Genomic DNA, 19,334 nt, shown 5'->3' with positions numbered 1-19,334 from the left:
GTCCAGGTCATCCGTTCCGGGCGGGGCGGCGGTAGGTGAGGTTCTGCTCCGGGCCGCCGCGGCTCGCGGTCGTCGCGGGATCGCGTACGAGCCGGTGGTCGGGGGACAGGGCGCAGGCGGGGTCGGTGCGGGCGGCGTCTCCGGTGAGGGCGTACGCCTGGCAGCGGCAGCCGCCGAAGTCGATCTCGCGTCGCGGGCATTCGCGGCACGGCGTGGGCATCCAGGCGGTTCCGCGGTAGGCGTTGAAGGCGGCCGATCGAGCCCAGATCCAGGCGAGAGAGTGGTCTCGCACGTTCGGCGGTGACAGGTCCGGGAGCGCGTAGGCCGCCGGGCACGGCAGGGCGGCGCCGTCGGGGCCGACGGTGATGGACCGGGCGCCCCAGCCGCCCATGCAGGGTTTGGCCACGCCCTCGTAGTAGTCCGGCACGACCCAGATGAGTTCCGGCCGTCCGCCCAGGCGTTCCCGCCAGGTGGCGACCGTGTCCTTCGCGGACTCCAGTTGCTCTCGCGTGGGCAGGAGCGCGGTGCGGTTCCGCAGTGCCCAGCCGTAGAACTGGGTGTTGGCGAGCTCGATCCGGTCGGCGCCCCAGCGGACGCCGAGTTCGATGATCTCCGCGATGTGGTCGAGGTTGTGCCGGTGGAGGACGACGTTGAGGCCGAACGGCAGGCCGGCGCGGCGTATCACGCCTGCCGCCCGCTCCTTGGCGGCGAACGACCGTCTTCCCGCGATGCGGTCCGAGCCCTCCGCGCGCGAGTCCTGGACCGAGAGCTGCACCGCGTCCAGGCCGGCCCGGACCAGTTCGTCCAGGCGGCCCGCCTCCAGTCCGAGCCCGCTGGTGACGAGCTGGGTGTAGATGCCCGCCGCGTGCGCGGCGGCGACGATCTCGGCGAGGTCGGCGCGCAGCAGTGGCTCGCCGCCGGAGACGTGCGCCTGGACGACGCCCAGGTCGGCGGCCTCGGCCAGCACGCGGGACCACTCGGCGGTGGTCAGCTCGGTGCGACGGCGGACCAGCTCCAGCGGGTTGGAGCAGTACGGGCAGTGCAGCGGGCAGGCGTGCGTGACCTCCGCGAGCAGGGCCCAGGGAGCCTCGGTCACCGCACCCACCCCTCCCCGCGTACGCGGTCCAGGAACTCCGGCACGTCCTCGGCGACGGGTGCGCCGGGGAACGTCTCGGCGAGGTGGGCGACGATCTCGGCGACGGTGCGATGGCCGTCGCACAGCCGGAGGATGTGACCGGCCTCGACGTTGAGCAGTACGGCGCGCTCCGGCATGAGCAGGAGGTCGGCGTCGCGGACGCGGTCGTGGCGCAGGACGATCGAGCGGGCCAGCGACGGCCGCCAGCCGGGGGGCTCAGCGGGCATCGGCCCGCACCGAGGAGGCGTGCTCGACCGCGTCGAGCAGGGACCACAGGACGTCGCACTTGAAGGTGAACGCGGCCAGGACCTGCTCCTGGTCGGCTCGCGTCCGTGCCCATTCGCCGACCAGGGCCAGCGCCTCCTCGGCGTCCTGGCGTCCCTGCCGGACGCGTACCTGGAAGTAGTGCAGACCGGACGGTTCGATCCAGGGATAGTGGCGTTCCCAGGCGCCGATCCGCGCCTTCATGAGGTCGGGTGCGAAGAGCTCGGTCAGCGAGGAGGCGACCGCCTGCAGCGGCGTACCGCTCCGGCAGTAGTTCACGTAGCCGTCCACCGCCAGCCGTACGGCGGGGAGCACGCCCTCGCCCGACAGCAGGAGCACGCGGTCGAGGCCGACGGCCTCGCCGAGCCGCAGCCAGCGTTCGATGCCGCCCTCCTCGCCGGGACGTCCGTCGTGGTCGTGGATCCGCCGGATCCAGCCCTGCCGCTGCTCGCGGGTGTGCAGCTTGGCCAGGATGAGCGCGTCCTTGACCGGGATGTGCCGCTGGTAGTGGAAGCGGTTGAGGACCCAGCACCGCAGCTCCTGCGGGGACAAATCACCGTCGTGCATGCGCAGGTTGAACGGGTGGCGATGGTGGTAGCGCTCGTCGGCCAGGGTGCGGAGCCGCGCCGTCAGCTCGTCCGGTGTCCAGGGCACGGGTGTGGTCACAGCTCGATCGCCGTCCTTTCCGCCGCGACGCCGAGTCCCATGGCGACGAGGGCCTGGTGCTCGTCGCCATCGCGGTCGGCCAGCGGATTGGTGTTGTTGAGGTGGGTGTAGAGGACTTGCGGGCCGGACAGGGCGGCCACGCGCTCGGCCGTCCCGCCGGGGCCGTTGATCGGCAGATGTCCCATCTCGGTCGCGGTGCGCCGGGAGATGCCCGTGCGCCGGGGTTCGTCGTCGTCCCAGAACGTGCCGTCCAGAACGGCACAGTCGGCGTCGCGCACCGCCGCGTCGAGTTCGGCGGGCCAGGCGGCGAGGCAGGGAGCGTAGAGCAGCGACCGGCCGCCGGAGGTGACGCGAAGCGCGACCACCCAGGAGTCGCCGGGCACGTCGAGGTCCGCGGCGTAGCGCGGGCGCTTCGCGGACACCGGGACGGCCTGGACCTCCAGGCCGCCGTCGAGCCGGACCGGTCCGTCGTCGAGTTCGGTCCAGGTCAGGTCGGTGTAGGGGGCGAGGACGGTGTCCAGCCGCAGCCCCGCCGACAGCGCCCCGCGGACCGTACGGGTCGCCGCGACCCGCAGGCTCGCCGCCTCCCGGAGCCGGGGCAGACCGAGGGTGTGGTCGAGTTCGGCGTCGGTGAGGATCACGCCGGCCACCGGGCTCCGGCGGGTGCCGGCGTACGGGCGCAGGTCCGCGGTGGCCTCGATCTGTTCGGTCACATCCGGGGTGGCGTTCACGACCCACCAGCCCGCGCCGCCCTGGACGGCGAGGGAGGCGTGCCGGCGGCGCCGGGCGGGGTCGTCGCGTGCGGTGGCACACCCGCCGCACGCGCAGTTCCACTGGGGCACGCCCCCGCCCGCCGCGGTGCCGAGTATCCGCACCCGCATCGGTACCGGGTCAGCCCTTCGCGACGAAGTAGGCCGTGACCTCCATCGACGTCTCGATCGCCTGGTAGTCGGGGCGGCTCCAGCAGGTGGTCCGCTCTCCGCCCTGCCGCTGCTTCCCGTTCGCTCCGTGGACGGCCATCTGGTGCTCCTTTCGCTCACTCATCTGGTACCCGGCGTCGACCGCGGCCGTCTCAACGGACGACGATCTTGCCGGTGCTCTGGGGAAAGACGGGATCGTTGTAGAAGTACTCGCCGGGCCGGTCGAAGGTGTGGGTGTGCGACTGCCCCGGGCTGAGCCGGCCGGTGTTGAACACCTGCTCGAAGAACGACGCCGCGCCGTGGCTGTGGGCGTTGTCGGCCGGGTTGACGAAGGTGACGGTCGTGCCCGCGGGCACGGTCAGGTGCTGCGGGGCCATGGCGTTCTGCGCCACGATGTTCTCGGTGGCGCCGGGCGCGCCGGCGGCGGAGTCCCAGATCCTGCCGAGGGTGACCGTGTCGTGCGCGGTCTCGCCCGTGACCGCCGCCGTACGGATCTGGTTGCGCTTGGACGGCGGGGTCGGCGCCGGGGCCGGGCGCACCGTGCCGCCGAGCCGGAACGCCCACAGGTGGTCGCCCTTGGGGATGTCGGGGTACGGCAGCCCGTTGCCGCCGGCGAACACCGCGATGTACTGCTCGCCGTCGATCTCGTAGCCGACCGGGCTGGTGTGCACGCCCGCGCCGCACTGCCAGCTCCACAGCTCCCGGCCGTCGCGGTCGTCCATGGCGCGCAGCACGCCGTCCGGCCCGCCCTGGAACAGGAGCCGGCCCGCGGTGCTGAGGATGCCGTTGCCGTGGGCCAGCGACCAGTCGCCCTCCTTACGCCACACGGGCCGGTTCGTCCGCGGGTCCACCGCGACGAGGCCGCCGGAGAAGTACTCCCCCAGCGGGCGCGCGGTGTTGACCCGGCCACCGTTCGTGTCGGAGTAGGAGGAGTTGATGAGCCCGTACCCGACGTAGACGAACCCGGTGTGCGGGCTGAAGGAGACGTGTGACCAGTCGGCGCCGCCGCCGGCGCCCGGGAACAGGATCGTCGCGTCGTCCCAGAACGGCGTGAAGATCCCTCCGGTCCGGTAGTACGGCACCGGCCGGGTGCTGTCGTCGAACCGCGGCCCCTGGTGCACGAACGGCTCCCCGCCGGGGAACGGCTGGGTCGGCCAGGTCTTCTGCCGCGGGTCCTGGGGCACCGGGCGTTCGGTCATGCCGTGGATCGGCGCGCCCGTCGCCCGGTCGAGGATGTAGTACATCCCGGTCTTGCTGCCGTACACGACGACCTTGCGCCGGCGTCCCTCGATCCGCAGATCGATGAGGACCGGCGACATCACGCCGTCGTAGTCCCAGATGTCGTGGTGCACCGACTGGAAGTGCCAGCGCCGCTTCCCGGTCTTCGCCTCGATCGCGACGAGGCAGTTGGCGAACAGGTTCGTCCCGGCGCGGGTCGAACCGTTCGTACGCGGATACGGGTTGCCGAAGGTCCAGTAGACCAGGCCGAGCTCGGGGTCGAGGCCCGGGTGGATCCAGCAGACCGCGCCGCCGGTCTTCCAGGTGTCGCCCTCCCAGGTGTCGTTGCCGTACTCCCCCGGTCCCGGAGGGCCCCAGAAGGTCCACGCGACCTCGCCGGTGCGGGCGTTCAGGGCGTACGCGCGGCCGCGCGCGCCGGCCGTGCTGCCCTCGGTGCCGACGTAGATCAGCCCGTCCCAGTACACGATGGCCCCGGCCAGGCCGCCGCGGTTGCCTCCGCACTGCCCGTTCTGGGGGTCGCAGCCGGGGTCGCCCTCGCCGGGGATCAGCAGTTCGCGCTGCCAGACGACCGCGCCCGTCTCCTGGTCCAGGGCGTACACGATGTTCGCGCCGGAGGTGGTGAAGACCAGGCCGTCGCCGAGGCCCACGCCTCGCATGTTGGTCGGCTCGGAGCCGACGTTGGTCCTCCACTTCACGGCGCCCGTCCGGCCGTCGATCGCGAAGACGTTCTGCTGGGTCGTCTGGACGTAGAGCACGCCGTCCTGCGCGACGACGGTGCTCTGCTGGGCGCTGCTCGTGCTGCCGCCCTCGAGGTTGACGTGCCACGCGCCGCCGAGCCGGTGGACGTTGTGCCGGTTGACCTGCGCGAGCGTCGAGTGGTTGTGGTTGCCGAGGTTCCCGCCGACCTTGGGGAAGTCCCGGCCGGCCGCCACGAGACCGGCGGGTTGCGCCGGGACGGCGTCCGCCTCGGCATCCGCCCGGTCGCCGAGCGGGTGAAGAGCGGCCGCGCCTCCGGCGACCGCGGCGCCGGTGAGGAATCTCCGTCGTCTCATGCCGTCCTCCCCAACTGGTCCACTCTGCGGACCTGCTCTACCGTGCAGCGGTCGACACCGTAAGCCGCCCTCCCTGCGTCTGACAAGGCCCAGATTCTGCCGAATCAGCGGGACATCGGCATTGCCGACACGGATTCGCCGTGAGATGGTAACCGCACCTCTAGATGGTTCGCCTGTACCACTAGACGGACCTTGGCGTTTCACGCCAGGAAGGACATCGTGGCATGAGGAGACCCTTTTCCCACCTGGCCACCGTGGCGGCGACCGCCGCGGGTACCGCCGCCGTCCTCGTCGCGACGGCCCTGCTCGGCGGCCTTCCGGCCGCGGGCGGCGCGGCCGGCTCCAAGGACCGCGGCGCGCAGGAACTCGGCGACCCGGACTACGGCGTCTGCCGCGGCACCGATCCGCGCTGCTACCACGACTGGGGCGACTTCGACCCGGCCAAGGGCTATCGGATCCTGGTCTACAGCCGTACCGCCGGCCCCCGGCACGCCAACCTCGGGCCGGCCCTCGGCCCCGGCCTCGACCCGCCGCTGGCATCGGCCAACGTCGCGCAGAACGCCCTGGTCGCGATGGGCAAGGCGAACGGCTTCGGCGTCGACTGGACCGAGGACGTCGCGCAGCTCGCCACCCCGCAGCAGCTGTTCCGCTACAACGCCGTCGTCTTCCTCAGCACGACGCGCGACGCGCTGGACGACGCCGCGCAGACGTCCCTGCGCCAGTACATCCGCGGCGGTGGCGGCTTCGTGGGCATCCACAACGCGTTCGGCACCGAGTACAACTGGCCCTGGTACGAAGGCCTGCTCGGCGGCGCGAACTACTACGACCACGGTCCCGCCCAGCCCGGCACCGTCCAGACGCTCGACCACAAGGACGTCTCCACGGCCGCACTGCCGGCCCGGTGGGACTTCAGCGACGAGTGGTACAACCTGGTCCCCTTCCCCTCCCGCGTACGGTTCCTGGCCACGGTCGACGAGAGTTCCCTGCCGAACGGCGTCCGAGGCTCGCAGGGACACCCGGGCCACGGGGACTTCCACCCGGTCGCCTGGTGCCAGTACTACGACGGCGGCCGCGCCTGGCTCACCACGCTCGGACACGACGCGAAGGCCTACACCGACGACGGCGGCGCGTTCGCCGGCGCCCCGTCGTTCCAGCGGCTCGTCCTCGGCGGCATCGAGTCGGCCATGGGAATGAAACCCTTCTGTCGCTGACCCGCGCCGGTGGCGGCCGGCTCGCCGGCCGCCACCGACGTTCAGAGCCCCAGGTAGATCCGGCGGACGCGGACGTCGTCGCGCAGCTCGGCGGAGGTGCCGGTCATGACGACCTCGCCGTTCTCCATGACCAGGCAGTCACTGGTCGCCTCGAAGGTGAGCTTGGCGTTCTGCTCCACCAGCAGCAGGCTCAGGCCCTCCTCCCGCAGCCGGCGCAGCACCGCCAGGATGTCCTCGACGAGCTTGGGCGACAGGCCCATCGACGGCTCGTCGAGAAGCAGCAGCCTCGGCTCGGCCATGAGCGCTCGGCCCACCGCCAGCATCTGCTGCTGGCCTCCCGACAGCGCGCCGGCCAGCCGGCCGCGCATCTCCCCCAGCACCGGGAACAGCTCGTACGCCTCGCCCAGGGCTCGCCGGGTCCGCCCGGATCGCCACGGACGGGTGTACGCCCCGAGCAGCAGGTTCCGCTCGACCGTCAGGCCGGGAAAGACGTGCCGGCCCTCGGGGACGTACCCGATGCCGTGGCGGACGACGTCTCGCGCCCGCACCGCCGTCATGTCGGTGTCGCCGAACCGGATCCGCCCGCTGCGCGGCACCAGGCCCATCAGCGCCTTCAGGGTCGAGGTCTTCCCCGCTCCGTTGGCGCCGATGATGCCGACCGCCTGGCCGGGGGCCACGGTGAAGTCGACCGACCGGACCGCGCGGACGCCGCCGTAGTGCACCGACAGCCCCTCCACGGTGAGCGTGTCGCCCGGCGGGGTCTCCTTCTCGGCCGGTACGGTCCTGGGCTCGTTCACTGGGTCACCTCCGGCAGCGGCAGGTCGGCCATTGCCGAGTCGCCGAGGTAGGCCTCGATCACCTTGGGGTGGCCGACCACCTCGGCCGGGGTGCCTTCGGCGATGACCGAGCCGCCCGCCAGCACGGTCACGCGTTCGCACAGCGACATGACCAGGCCCATGTTGTGCTCGATGAGCACGACGGTGACGCCGCTGTCGCGGATGGAGCGGACGATCTCGGCGAGCTGCCGCACCTCCTCACCGTTGAGGCCGGCGGCCGGCTCGTCCAGCAGCAGGAGCCGCGGCGATCCCGCCATGGCGCGTGCGATCTCGATCCGGCGCTGGATCCCGTACGGCAGGGAGCTCGGCCGCGTCGCGGCGAACTCGGTCAGCCCGAAGCGGGCGAGCAGCTCGTCGGCCCCGTGGTCGAGCCGGCGTTCCCGCCGCCAGATGGCCACCGGCCACAGGACGTACCGCCAGATCGCCCGCGTCGGCGTCCGGTCCAGGGCGACCAGCACGTTGTCCTTGACCGTCAGGTCGTCGAACAGCCGCAGGTTCTGGAAGGTGCGGGCCAGGCCGAGCAGGGACAGCCGGTACGGGCGGGCGCCGGACACGGGCCGCCCGGCCAGGGCGATCTGCCCGGCCGACGCGCGGTAGAACCCGCTGACCACGTTGAACAGCGTCGTCTTGCCCGAGCCGTTGGGCCCGACGATGCCCCGGATCTCGCCGTGACGCACGGTCAGCGACACGCCGTCCAGGGCCTTCAGCCCCCGGAACCGCTTGCCGACCTCGCGGACCTCCAGGATCGGCGGCCCGTCGTCCCTCTCCGTCTCTCCGGCCGGCTCGTACGGCTGGAAGGGTCGCAGCGTCGCGCGTACGGCCGAGCCCCGCCGCCGCTCCAGCACGCCGCGCAGCCGCGCCGGGATTCCGGCCAGGCCGGTGGGCGCGAAGACGACCATGCCGACCACGACGACGCCGAAGCCCAGCTGGGCGTAGGTGGCGTGGTCCACGAGCTGCTCGCGGACCAGCGACAGGCCGGCGGCGCCGATGACACAGCCGACCAGGCTCTGCCGCCCGCCGATGACGACCATCGCCAGCAGCAGGAACATGTTGGCGATGTTGAACGTGTCGGGCGCGACGAAACGGACCAGACCCGCGTACAGCACGCCCGCCACTCCCCCGTACACGCTGGCGAGCAGGAACGCGGTCATCCGCAGCAGCGGGATCTGCGCCCCGACCGCTCCCGCGGCCAGGGGGTCGTCGCGCATCGCCCGCATCCGGCGGCCGAGCGACGTACGGACCACGAACAGGCCGAACGCCAGAGCGACCGCGAACACCACCACTTCCAGGTAGTAGTAGAGGTACTCACTCGACAGGTCGACGCCGAACAGCGGCGGCACCGGGATCGCGGAGATGCCGTCCGCGCCGCCGGCCAGCTCGGCGTTCGTGGTCCAGTTGATGAAGCCGAGGGCCAGGCCGAGCGTGACGATGCCCAGGTAGTGCGACTGCATGCGCAGCGCCGGAATCGCCACGAGCAGGCCGATCAGCCCGGTCGCGAGCACGGCCAGCACCGCGGCCGTCCAGAAGCCCAGGCCGCTTCGCGTGGTGAGGATCGCCGTCGCGTACGCGGCCACGCCGAAGAAGGCGATCTGCGCCAGGTTGATCTGGCCGGCGATGCCCATGGCCAGGCCCATCCCGATCGCCAGCAGCGCGAACACGAGCGCGATGTCGACGACGTGAATGGCATAGCCGCCCAGCCCGTACGGCAGGGCCCAGGCCACCACCACCAGCGCCACCAGGCCCGCCGGGCGGATGAAACGTCGGGGTGAGAGGCTCATGCGCGGCTCACCGTCGTCTCGCCGAACAGGCCGGTCGGGCGGATCATGATGATCGCGGTGAAGACGAGGAACACCACCAGCTCGGAGTACCCCTGGAAGTGCCCGGCGGCGTAGGAGTCCAGGACGCCGATGGCCAGGCCGCCGACGACGGCGCCGGGGATGTTGCCGCAGCCGCCGAGCATGGCCGCGGCGAACCCCTTGATGCCGAGCGTGCCGCCCATCGTCGGGCTCACGTACAGCATCGGGCCGATCAGGCCGCCGGCGAGGGCCGCCAGCCCGGCGCCGATCGCGAACGCGATCGCGTTGCTGCGCCCGACGTGGATGCCGACCGCGGTGGCCGCCTCGTGGTCCATCGCGACCGCCTGCATCGCGGCGCCGCGCTTGGTGCGCTGCAGGAAGGCCACGAGCAGGACGACGGCGACCGCGGCGACGGCCACGACGACCAGGTCGTAGGTCCGGATCCGCAGCCCGAGGACCTGGAGCGGCGCCGCCTTGACCGGCGAGGGGACGGCCCGCCCGGTCGCGCCCCAGATGAGGATGGCGACCGCCTGCAGGACCATGCCGAACCCGATCGTGCCGATCAGCATTAGGGTGACGTCCTTGTTCTCCAGCGGACGCAGCACCCGCTCGATGACGAGCCCGATGAGGCCGGTGACGGCGATCGCCGACACCATGGCGACGGCGAAGGGCAGCCGGGTGGAGGTGTAGAACGTCGACGCGGTGTACGCCCCGATCATCAGGACGTCGGCGTGCGCGAAGTTGACCAGCCCCATGGTCCGGTAGACCAGGGAGAAGCCCATGGCGACCAGCGCGTAGACGGCGCCGAGGCTGAGCCCGCCGATCAGCGTCTGAAGGAAGACCTGCATGGTTCGTCAGCCCTCGGCCTTGACCAGGTTCCCCTTCTTGATGACCCCGATGGAGGTGGCGGAGATGCCCACCCCGGTCTGGTCGAAGGCGAAGTCGCCCATCAGGCCCTGATACCTCACCGCGCGGATCGCGTCGGCGAGCTTCCTGCCGGTCGCGACGCCCGAGTTCTTCAGCGCGGTCAGCAGGATCTGCGCGCCGTCGTAGGCCTTCGCGCCGTGCAACTCGGCCTCCTCGCCGTAGGCCGCCTTGTAGGCGGCGGCGAACTTCTTCGTTGCGTCGCTCGTGTCGTTGCTGAGGTACGGCGAGCTGACGATGGTGCCCTCGACGTTGGCGACGCCCGCGGTGTCGCGGAACACCGGCGTGCCCTGCGGCGCCGCTCCCGCGAAGGGCGCGGTGATCCCCAGGTCCCGGGCCTGCTTGACGATCAGTCCGGACTCCACCTCCTCCGAGCCGATGAAGACCGCCTGGGGCTGCTTCTGGCGGATCTTGGTGAGCTGCGCGCTGAAGTCCTTCTGGTCGGTCGTGACGACCTGGTCGGCCACCGGGGTGATCCCCCGGCCGGACAGGGCCTTGAGGAACGCGTCGTGCTCACCCTTGCCGTAGGCGCCGTTGTTGCTGATCATCGCGATCTTCTTCAGCTTCTTGCCGTCGATGAGGTACTTGGCGAGCGTGTCGTCGTACGTCGTGCTGGTCGGCCCGTTGAGGAACAGGAAGGGGCTCTTCAGCGCCACCATCCCCGGCGACTGACCCGAGGCGATGTTGGGGATCTCGGCCTGGCGGAGCGTGGGGGCCATCGCGATCGTGACGGCGCTCTCGGCCGTGCCGAGCATCGCGATGTACTTCTGGCTGTCGATCTTGCGGGCCAGAGTGGTGCCCACGGTGGGGTCGCCCTGGTCGTCGAAGACGTCGAGCCGGATCTTCCGGCCGTTCACGCCACCGGCCTTGTTCCACTCGTCGACGGCGAGCTTGGCGCCCTTGTACTCCCACTTGCCGAGCGAGCTCAGCTGCCCGCTCTGGGCGTCGATGACTGCGATCTTGATGGGGCCGGATCCGCTGGAGCCGGAGCCCTTGGACTCGCCGGGAGCCGCACAACCTCCGGCGAGGACGGCGGCCATGGCCACCGCGGCGAACGCGCGAGAACCGATCCTGGTCGGGCCGACACGATGGGACATGGAGGTCACCTCTGTGGTGGGGGGCGGTTGGAGGATCAGGACGCGTCGTCGTCGGGGAAGACGCCCTGGTAGATGTCCTTGATGTTCCAGTGCCCGGGAGTGGGCACCGGCTCGTTGACCATGGGCACGTCGAGCACGGCGGGGCGCCGCCGGCTCACCGCCGAGCGCAGCGCCGGCAGGAGCTCGCCGGGCGAGGCCACCGCGTGGCCGTCCGCCCCACAGGCGCGGGCGTACGCGGCGAAGTCCGGGCTGTAGGCCCGGCCGTCCGGATCGCGGAACTCGCATCCGTAGGTGCCGCCGAAGCTCGTCGCCTGCAGGTCCGCGATGGTCCCGTGGGCGCGGTTGTTCATCACCACGAAGATGACCGGGAGCCCCTGCTCGACCGCCATCGGCACTGCCGGCAGCTGGGCGCTCATGCCGCCGTCGCCGACGAGGGCCACCACGACGCGGCCGGGCTCGGCGATCTGCACGCCCACGGCGGCAGCGGGCCCGAAGCCCATCGTGGACGCGCCGCCGGGCGTGACGAAACACCCCTCGGGCGGCAGCGGGTAGCACTGGGCGACGCCGTTCTTGTTCCATCCCACGTCGGTGACCAGCACGGCGTCGGCGGGAAGCGCCTCGCGCAGGTCGTTCAGGATGCGTTCGGGACGCAGCGGGAAGGCGTCGCTGCGGCCGCGCTCGCGGCTGCCCGCGAACAGCTCGCCGCGGGCGGCGCGGATCCGCTCGCGCAGGGCCGGCCGGGCGACCGGCTCGGGCCGGAGTTCCCGCAGCGCGGCGTCGATCGCCCGCACCGCGAGCGTCACGTCGGCGACCGCGCCGATCTCCACGGGGTAGTTGCGGCCGATCTCGGCGGGGTCGACGTCGATCTGGATCAGCCGGGAGGCGGGGAAGTTCCAGTTGTACTCCGGTTCCCAGGAGCTGGCGTCGGTCTCGGCGAACCGGGTGGCCAGCGCCAGCACGACGTCGGCCTCACGAGTGCGGGCGTTGGTGAGCTCCAGTCCCCAGAACCCGGGCATGCCGAGCAGGAGCGGGTGGTCGTCGGGGATCGCGCCCTTGCCCATGAGCGAGTGTGCGATCGGGATGTCCAACCGCTCGGCGATCGACAGCAGGGCGGCCCGGCCCTCGCCTCGCCGCAGGCCGCCGCCGAGGTAGATCAGGGGCCGTTCGGCCTCCGCCAGCAGGCCGGCGATCCGCCGGGCGTCCTCCTCGGGCAGGGCGGGCGCCGGGGCCGTGACCGGCAGCGGACGGGCCGTCGGCCGTACCGGGCGGGAGAACAGGTCCATCGGGACGTTGAGCAACACCGCCCCGGGACGGCCCGACGTCGCGGTCCAGAACGCACGCTCGGCGAACCGGCCCAGGTCCTGCGCGCGGTGGACGTGCCAGGCGCGCTTGACGAAGGGCCGGAAGATCGCGGTCTGGTCGGCGTCGGCGTGGAGGTTGACCTCCTGGTGCGGATGCCGGCCGTGGTAGTACGACGGCACGTCGCCGGAGATCGCCACCAGGGGCACCGAGTCGAGCGCGGCGGTCGCGACCCCGGTGACGGCGTTCATCATCCCCGGCCCGACGTGCGTGAGGAGGACCCCCGGTCGCCCGGAGGCGCGGGCGTAGCCGTCCGCCGCGTGCGCGGCGGCCTGCTCGTGCCGGGCGATGACGAAGCCGATCGAGCTGCGGCTCAGCGCGTCGAGCAACGCGATGTTGGTGTGCCCGCAGGTGCCGAAGACGTACTCCACGCCGTACGACTCCAGCTGGCCGACGAGGGCCTGCGCCGCCGGAACGCTCGGGGGGTCACCGGCGGGGTCGCTCATAGCGGACCGGGTCTCCACAGTCATGAGGCCTCCGTACGGGGCAGGCTGATCCAGGACTTGCCGGGCACATCGGCTGCCTGGGCGAAGGCGGCCGGAGCGTCGGCGAGCTCGAACCGGGCGCGCAGGACGCGCCCCGGCCGCAGGTCGTGGTCGCGCAGCAGCGCGATCGTGTGGGCGAAGTCGCCGGGGTGGTCGTAGATGAGGCGGCCCCGCAGGGTGAGCCGCCGCTGCACCAGCGTGAACGTGGACAGCCGTGCGGGCCGGCTGCTCTGCCCGACGACGATGAGGCGGCCGCCGTCGGCGACGCGGTCCACCGTGGCCTCGAACGCCTCGGGGACGCCGGAGGTCTCGATCGCGACCGGGAACCTCGTGCCCTCGGCGGCGATCCCGGCGCCGACCTCGGACGCGAGCGCCCGGCGGCCTTCGTGCGGTTCGACGACGTACGGCACCCCGCCGGCCTGCCGGACCGCCAGGCACACGAGAAGTCCCTGCGCCCCGGCCCCGACGACGAGGCACGGATCGCCGGCGCGCAGGCCGCCGGCCCGGACCGCGCCGACCGCGACGGTGAGCGGTTCGACGCAGACGACATCGGCGGCGTCCCACGAGTCGGGCACGGGCCAGGTGAACCGCGCGGGGACCGCGACGCGCTCGGCCAGCAGGCCGTGCTCGGAGATGCCGGCCGCGCGACGCGCCCGGCAGCCCGACGTGACGCCGGCGCGGCAGGGTCCGCAGGCCAGACAGGGGTAGTTCGGCTCCACCACCACGCGCTGGCCCGGACGCCGGTCGGTGACCTCCCGGCCGGTGGACAGGATCACGCCGAACGCCTCATGGCCGAGCACCCAGGGCAGAGCGGGCACCGGACGGTGGCCCGCGACCACGGCCAGGTCGGACCCGCACAGCCCGACGCCGTGGACGGCGACGACGACCTCACCGGGCCCGCAGACCGGCTCCGGCCAGTCGTCCATGACGGCGACGGCGCCCGGGGAGACGAGGGTGACGGCCCTCACGCGTGGTCACCCCAGAGGGAGGTGCCGCGCAGCAGCAGGGTCTTGACGGTCGTGTAGTCCTCGATCATCCAGCGGGGCGACTCGCGCCCGAAGCCGGAGTCCTTGACGCCGCCGAACGGCACGTGGTCCAGGCGGAAGTTGGAGGATCCGTTGACCACGAGCCCGCCGACCTCCAGGTCCCGCCAGGCCGTGACGATCCGATCGATGTCGCGGGTGAACAGCCCGGCCTGCAGCCCGAACCGGCTCGCGTTGCAGCGGTCGATCACCTCGGGAAGCGTGTCGTAGGGCTGCACCGCGACCAGCGCCCCGAAGACCTCGCGGGTGATGACGGAGGCGTCCGGTGGCGGCTCCGCCACGATGGTCGGCGCGGCGGTCGCACCCTCCCGTGTTCCGCCGAGCAGGATCCGGCCGCCCCCGGCGGCGGCCTCTGCGCTCCAGCGCACGACGCGTTCCGCGGCCTCGTCGTCGACCATCGAACCGACGTCGGTGCCGTCGTCGAGCGGGTCGCCGACCCTGAGCGCGCCCACCGCCGCGGTGAAGTGCTCGAGGAACTCGGCGATCCGGGTCCGCTGCACGTAGACACGCTGCACGGAGATGCAGCTCTGCCCGGAGTTGGTGTAGCCGGTGCGCGCGCAGACGCGCGCGGCCTTGGCGATGTCCGCGTCCTCGCACACGATCGTGGCCGCGTTTCCGCCCAGCTCCAGCACCAGCCGCTTGGCCCCCGCGGCCCGGGCGACGGCGTCGCCGGTCTCCGCGCTGCCGGTGAAGCTGATGACGCCGACCTCCTCGGCGGCGCACAGCGCGGCTCCCACCTCGCCTCCGCCGTGCAGCAGCTGGACGGCCTCGTACGGCATGCCGGCCTCGAGCAGCAGCGCCACGATCGCCGTCGAGGTCGCGGGCGCCTGGGGCGGCGCCTTGACGATCGTGGTGTTGCCCGCGGCGAACGAGGCGCCGAGCTTGTGGGCCAGGAGGTTGGCCGGGGCGTTGAAGGGGGTGATCGCCAGTGCGACGCCCACCGGCGCGCGGTACGTGAAGGCGGTGGTGCCGACCCCTCTCCCCCAGCCCGCGACCGGCAGGTTCTCCCCGCCGATCCGCCGTGCCTCGGCGGCGCAGACCGCGAAGGTGTCGGCCACCCGATCGATCTCGCCGCGCCCGTCCCTGACGGGCTTGCCCAGCTCGAGCGCGAGGAGCCGGGCGAGAGCGTCGCGGTTTCGCACGGCGCCGGCCGAGGCGTGTTCGAGGATGTCGGCGCGGGCGGCCGGGGACAGCCGGGCGACCCGGCGGGCGGCGTCCCGCGCGTAGTCGCGGACGGCGGCGACGTCGGCCGGGCGCGCCACGGGCGCCCGGCTGACCGGACGGCGCAGGTACGGTCCGGCCCGTACGGTCTGCGGCCCCTCACCGCCCCACTCCCCGGCCACCAGCGCGGCGGCCTGCACGAGATCGTCTCCGACCTTCAGGAGCGTCTGCAGCATTGATCCTCCTGGACCACTGAGCGGACTTATCGAACCACTGCACGGACTGCCGGGCCACGGTAGGCCGCTCCGGCCGGTTCTGGCAACAGTCACCGCCCCGAAAATCGCGGACCGCGCGACCATCGGTCAGGGCCGCGATCGAAGGACGGGACCCAATGTTCGAACCAGTGAGTTAGTTATAGGGGAAGCGCCGAACCGAGGGAAGACCCAATCCCCGCCTCGCCGGGGACCGTCAGGCGGTCTCGCTAGACCGCTTCATGGACGGGGTGTACCGTACGAACCGTCCTCAGTCCGGACGGGTTCTGCGGACGGCCGCCGGCGTGGAAGGCACCATCGGACACGGACCGTCCGCAGTCACGATCGGGGATGAAGAGCAGTGAGCACAGAGAACGGATCATCGGCCGAGGCTCCCGGCGTCCGCAGCGTCCAGCGGGCCCTGGACATCCTGTCGCTGCTGAGCGAGGAGCGGCCCTCGGTGTCGATCCGGGACATCGTCGAGGCGACGGGCCTGGCCAAGACCACAGTGATCCGCCTGGTCCACACACTGGAGCAGAACGGCCTGTTGTGGGCCGCGCCCAGCGGCTACCTCGCCGGGCCAGGACTCTGGCGGTGGGCGCACCTGGCGCGCAGCAGCTGGGAGCTGCCACCCGAGACGCAGAAGCTCATGCGCGACCTCGGCGCGCGCCGGCGGGAGACCGTCAACCTCTACATGCTCCGCGACATCCACCGCGTCTGCATCGCCCAGCAGGAGAGCCCTCAGCCGCTGCGCCACGTGGTGCACGTCGGCGACGAGCTCCCGCTGTGGGCGGGAGCCTCCTCGAAGGTGCTGCTCCGCGACGCTCCGGAAAGCCTCCTGCGGCGTGTGGCGCGCAGTTCCCCGTACGGAGAAGGGCATGTCAAGCGGCTCACCGAGTGGATCGAGGAGGCCGCCCATCGCGGGTGGGCGGCGAGCCACGGCGAGCGGGAGGACGGCCTGTCGGCCGTCGCCGTCCCGGTCGTGGGGCGGTCCGGCACGGTCGTCGCCGCGCTGTCACTCAGCGGCCCCACCGTCCGGTTCTCCGACCAGCAGGTCGAGCAGTTCGCCAAGGACCTGCGCGACGCCGCCCGGCAGATGTCCGAACGCGGTTTCGACCATCCGCTCAGTCCCACGATCTGACCGACGCGCGGCCCGCCGAAGGAGTCCACGAATGCACGAACGCCCGCTCAGCGGAGTCCGGGTACTCGACCTGACCAACGTGCTCGCCGGGCCGTACTGCAGCTACCAGCTCATGCTGCTCGGGGCCGAGGTCGTCAAGGTCGAGCTGCCCGGCCAGGGCGACCTGGCCCGGCGTCTCGGCCCGGACCCGGCGCTCAACGGCGCCGGGCTGGGCGCCTCCTTCCTCGCCCAGAACGCCGGCAAGAAGTCCGTCGAACTGGACCTGAAGGACCCGGCTGACCGGGACGGGTTCACCGAGATGCTCCGCGGCGCGGACGTGCTGCTGGAGAACTTCCGGGCCGGCACCCTCGGCCGCCTGGGCTTCGGCTGGCCGCGGCTGCAGGAGATCAATCCACGCCTCGTCTACTGCGCCATCTCCGGCTTCGGGCAGACGGGCCCGATGAGTCAGGCGCCCGCGTACGACCAGATCATCCAGGGCCTGTCCGGGATGATGAGCGTCACCGGGACACCGGAGACGGCGCCGCTGCGGGTCGGCTTCCCGGTCTGTGACACGGTCGGCGGCCTGGCCGCCGCCCTGCACGTCGCCGCGGCGCTCGCGAGGCGCTCGGTGACCGGCACGGGGACGTTCCTCGACGTGTCCATGCTCGAGGCGGCCATCTCCGCCATGGGGTGGACGGTCTCCAACTACCTGGTGAGCGGCGCCGCACCCGAACCGATGGGCGACCAGAACGCCACGGCCGCCCCGTCGGGCACCTTCACGGCCGCGGACGGACCGCTCAACATCGCGGCCAACCAGCAACGGCAGTTCGAGACGCTCTGCCGGCTGGTCGACCGGCCCGAACTCGCCACCGACCCCCGGTTCGCCGACCGGGAGGCACGCAAACGCCACCGCGGCGCGCTGGGTCGGGAGCTCAACACCGCGCTGCGCCGCCGTACCGCCGAAGAATGGGAACGGATCCTGACGTCCGCCGGTGTGCCGGCCGCCCGGATCGCCACCGTGCCGCAGGCCCTCCGGCTGGAGCAGCTGCGCCATCGCGGGTTCCTGACCGACCTGCCGTTTCCCGACGGGTCCGCCCGCACCGTACGCGTCACCGGCAGTGGAGTGCTGCACGACGGCGAACCCCTGCGTCCTGCCGCGCCGCCGCCCCTCCTCGGCCAGGACAACGACGAACTGCCCGCACTCGCGGCGCGGTGGAAGGGTGCGGAGGCTTCATGAGTGATGTCGACCCGACCGGAGAGGTCGCCGGGTGGTGGGCGACCGCCGTCTCCCACATGGAGCCCGGTGTGATCGAACTGCGGGGACGTCCCGTCCAGGACCTCATCGGGACCACGAGCCTCAGCTCCATGATCTGGCTCATGTTGCGGGGAGAGACACCCGATCCGGCACAGGCGGCGCTGCTCGAGGCGGCCCTGGTCTCCGCCGTCGACCACGGACCGCAGGCTCCCTCGATCGCCATCGCGCGCATGGCGGCGACCTGCGGGGTCGGCCTCAACAACGCCATGGCCACCGGCGTCAACAGCCTCGGCGACTCGCACGGCGGAGCGGGCGAACAGTGCGTCGAGTTGCTCACCGACGTCCTCGCGGCCGAGGCCGGCGGCCTCGACATCGAGGCCGCCGCCGGACGGGTCATCGCGTCACGCCCGCGCTATCTGCCCGGTTACGGGCACCGGTTCCATCCCGTCGACCCCCGCCGCGGCCCCCTGCTGTCCCTGGTGGACGCGGCGGTGGCCGACGGTGTGGTCGCCGGAGACCATCTACGTGCGGGCCGGGCGGTCGAGACCGTCCTGGGCCGCGAGCGCAGCAGACCGGTGCCGATGAACATCGACGGCGCCACCGCCATCGTCTACGCGGAGCTGGGCTTCCCGGCCCCACTCGCACGCGGGCTGTTCGTCCTGAGCCGGAGCATCGGCATCCTCGCGCACGCGTGGGAGGAGATGGAGCAGGGGCGGCGCAACAAGGGCCCGATCCCCCGCTCGATCCTCCCCGCCCACATCGCCTGACGGCGTCGCCGTCACTCCGGTCGTACGCCCGCTCCGGTGAGGTAGGCGACGGTCATCTCGCCGACCATGGTCCGGTGCCGCTCCCGGTGTTCCGGCGCGGTCAGATCCCGTCCGAAGAGCGCGCCGAAGGTGTGCTGGTTGGCGATGCGGAAGAAGCAGAACGAGCTGATCATCATGTGCACGTCGATGGCGTCGGCGGCGGCGACGAAGTCGCCGGCGGCCCGGCCGGCGTCGAGGATGCGCGAGATCAGGTCGGTCACCGGCGTGCCGAGGTTCACCAGCGTCTGGGACCGCCGGAGATGTTCGGCGCGGTGGATGTTCTCGATGCTCACCAGCTTGATGAAGTCCTGGTGCGCGTCGTGGTGGTCGAAGGTCAGCTCGGCCAGGGTGCGGATCGCCTCCACCGGCGCGAGGTGCTCGACGTCGATGGCCGACTCCGCGGCGCGGACCTCGGCGTAGGCCTTCTCCAGAACGGCGATGTACAGGTTCTCCTTGCCGCCGAAGTAGTAGTAGATCATCCGCTTGGTCGTCCGCGTCAGGGCGGCGATCTCGTCCACCCGGGCGCCGGCGTATCCCTGCCGGGCGAACTCCCGGTGGGCGACCTCGAGGATCTCGGCCCTGGTGCGGTCGGCGTCGCGGCGGCGTTCCTCCGAGGCGGCGGTGGCGGGCTGCGAGGACATGTGACTCCACGGGGACGAGATCGGGTCTTCACCGGCGGTACACGATTCTCCTCTCATCGAGCGAACCGCCGTA

The 19,334-nt window shown here is 72.1% G+C and carries 18 protein-coding genes; 4 read left to right on the top strand and 14 right to left on the bottom strand.

What is annotated here, in order from left to right; translation table 11 throughout:
- Positions 1–7: 7 nt before the first annotated feature.
- Genes pqqE through ACQEV1_RS22565 form a run of 6 tightly spaced genes read right to left on the bottom strand, consistent with a single transcriptional unit; the run spans position 8 to position 5,276 of the window.
- Entirely contained in the window at positions 8–1,096 is a 1,089-nt protein-coding gene (gene pqqE / locus ACQEV1_RS22590; RefSeq protein ID WP_433395850.1) for a pyrroloquinoline quinone biosynthesis protein PqqE, read from the bottom strand.
- Positions 1,093–1,362: a pyrroloquinoline quinone biosynthesis peptide chaperone PqqD gene (gene pqqD, locus ACQEV1_RS22585; protein WP_433395848.1), complete on the bottom strand. Its 270-nt coding sequence runs from the start codon at positions 1,360–1,362 to the stop codon at positions 1,093–1,095. The genes pqqE and pqqD overlap by 4 nt, the downstream gene beginning before the upstream one ends.
- Positions 1,352–2,065 (bottom strand): pyrroloquinoline-quinone synthase PqqC, encoded by a 714-nt coding sequence (gene pqqC / locus ACQEV1_RS22580; RefSeq protein ID WP_433395846.1) that lies wholly within the window; start codon positions 2,063–2,065, stop codon positions 1,352–1,354. Before pqqC ends, pqqD begins: the two co-directional genes overlap by 11 nt.
- Positions 2,062–2,946, bottom strand: coding sequence for a pyrroloquinoline quinone biosynthesis protein PqqB (gene pqqB / locus ACQEV1_RS22575; RefSeq protein ID WP_433395844.1), 885 nt, complete (start codon positions 2,944–2,946; stop codon positions 2,062–2,064). Before pqqB ends, pqqC begins: the two co-directional genes overlap by 4 nt.
- 10 nt (positions 2,947–2,956) lie before the next feature.
- Complete coding sequence (pqqA, locus tag ACQEV1_RS22570; protein ID WP_285565644.1) at positions 2,957–3,085, bottom strand: pyrroloquinoline quinone precursor peptide PqqA; 129 nt, start codon at positions 3,083–3,085, stop codon at positions 2,957–2,959.
- 52 nt (positions 3,086–3,137) lie between these two features.
- On the bottom strand, positions 3,138–5,276 hold the full coding sequence (locus tag ACQEV1_RS22565) for a PQQ-binding-like beta-propeller repeat protein (protein ID WP_433395841.1): 2,139 nt from the start codon (positions 5,274–5,276) through the stop codon (positions 3,138–3,140).
- Positions 5,277–5,500: 224 nt separating this feature from the next.
- Between ACQEV1_RS22565 and ACQEV1_RS22560 the strand changes: the two genes are divergently transcribed.
- Positions 5,501–6,487, top strand: coding sequence for a ThuA domain-containing protein (locus ACQEV1_RS22560; protein WP_433395840.1), 987 nt, complete (start codon positions 5,501–5,503; stop codon positions 6,485–6,487).
- Between the two features lie 41 nt (positions 6,488–6,528).
- Here the strand turns inward: ACQEV1_RS22560 and ACQEV1_RS22555 are convergent, their stop codons facing one another.
- The 7 genes from ACQEV1_RS22555 to ACQEV1_RS22525 are packed head-to-tail and all read right to left on the bottom strand — an operon-like array spanning position 6,529 to position 15,424.
- A complete protein-coding gene (locus ACQEV1_RS22555; protein ID WP_285619533.1) occupies positions 6,529–7,284 on the bottom strand; it encodes an ABC transporter ATP-binding protein in 756 nt (251 codons plus the stop codon).
- Positions 7,281–9,101 carry a branched-chain amino acid ABC transporter ATP-binding protein/permease gene (locus tag ACQEV1_RS22550; protein ID WP_433395837.1) on the bottom strand — a complete coding sequence of 607 codons (1,821 nt, stop codon included), beginning with the start codon at positions 9,099–9,101 and terminating at the stop codon, positions 7,281–7,283. Before ACQEV1_RS22550 ends, ACQEV1_RS22555 begins: the two co-directional genes overlap by 4 nt.
- Positions 9,098–9,967 carry a branched-chain amino acid ABC transporter permease gene (locus ACQEV1_RS22545; protein ID WP_433395835.1) on the bottom strand — a complete coding sequence of 290 codons (870 nt, stop codon included), beginning with the start codon at positions 9,965–9,967 and terminating at the stop codon, positions 9,098–9,100. Before ACQEV1_RS22545 ends, ACQEV1_RS22550 begins: the two co-directional genes overlap by 4 nt.
- Positions 9,968–9,973: 6 nt before the next feature.
- Positions 9,974–11,140 (bottom strand): ABC transporter substrate-binding protein, encoded by a 1,167-nt coding sequence (locus ACQEV1_RS22540; protein WP_433395833.1) that lies wholly within the window; start codon positions 11,138–11,140, stop codon positions 9,974–9,976.
- A 35-nt stretch (positions 11,141–11,175) separates the two neighbouring features.
- Positions 11,176–12,969: a thiamine pyrophosphate-binding protein gene (locus ACQEV1_RS22535; protein ID WP_285619538.1), complete on the bottom strand. Its 1,794-nt coding sequence runs from the start codon at positions 12,967–12,969 to the stop codon at positions 11,176–11,178.
- A complete protein-coding gene (locus ACQEV1_RS22530; protein ID WP_433395831.1) occupies positions 12,966–13,952 on the bottom strand; it encodes a zinc-dependent alcohol dehydrogenase in 987 nt (328 codons plus the stop codon). Before ACQEV1_RS22530 ends, ACQEV1_RS22535 begins: the two co-directional genes overlap by 4 nt.
- Positions 13,949–15,424 carry an aldehyde dehydrogenase family protein gene (locus ACQEV1_RS22525; protein WP_433395829.1) on the bottom strand — a complete coding sequence of 492 codons (1,476 nt, stop codon included), beginning with the start codon at positions 15,422–15,424 and terminating at the stop codon, positions 13,949–13,951. Before ACQEV1_RS22525 ends, ACQEV1_RS22530 begins: the two co-directional genes overlap by 4 nt.
- 376 nt (positions 15,425–15,800) lie before the next feature.
- Here ACQEV1_RS22525 and ACQEV1_RS22520 point away from each other — a divergent pair, with 376 nt between their 5' ends.
- The 3 genes from ACQEV1_RS22520 to ACQEV1_RS22510 are packed head-to-tail and all read left to right on the top strand — an operon-like array spanning position 15,801 to position 18,581.
- Entirely contained in the window at positions 15,801–16,580 is a 780-nt protein-coding gene (locus ACQEV1_RS22520) for an IclR family transcriptional regulator (protein ID WP_285565657.1), read from the top strand.
- 31 nt (positions 16,581–16,611) lie between these two features.
- Positions 16,612–17,796, top strand: a complete 1,185-nt coding sequence (locus tag ACQEV1_RS22515; protein ID WP_285619542.1) for a CaiB/BaiF CoA transferase family protein — start codon at positions 16,612–16,614, stop codon at positions 17,794–17,796.
- On the top strand, positions 17,793–18,581 hold the full coding sequence (locus ACQEV1_RS22510; RefSeq protein ID WP_285619543.1) for a citryl-CoA lyase: 789 nt from the start codon (positions 17,793–17,795) through the stop codon (positions 18,579–18,581). Before ACQEV1_RS22515 ends, ACQEV1_RS22510 begins: the two co-directional genes overlap by 4 nt.
- A gap of 11 nt (positions 18,582–18,592) precedes the next feature.
- Here ACQEV1_RS22510 and ACQEV1_RS22505 read toward each other — a convergent pair whose 3' ends face one another.
- A complete protein-coding gene (locus tag ACQEV1_RS22505) occupies positions 18,593–19,261 on the bottom strand; it encodes a TetR/AcrR family transcriptional regulator (protein WP_285565664.1) in 669 nt (222 codons plus the stop codon).
- Positions 19,262–19,334 lie beyond the last annotated feature (73 nt).

It is taken from the genome of Actinoallomurus sp. CA-142502 (assembly GCF_050936355.1).
GTDB classification, from domain to species: domain Bacteria; phylum Actinomycetota; class Actinomycetes; order Streptosporangiales; family Streptosporangiaceae; genus Actinoallomurus; species Actinoallomurus iriomotensis.
Note: the sequence above shows the minus strand (reverse complement) of the source record. Positions and strands in the feature narration are given on the sequence as shown.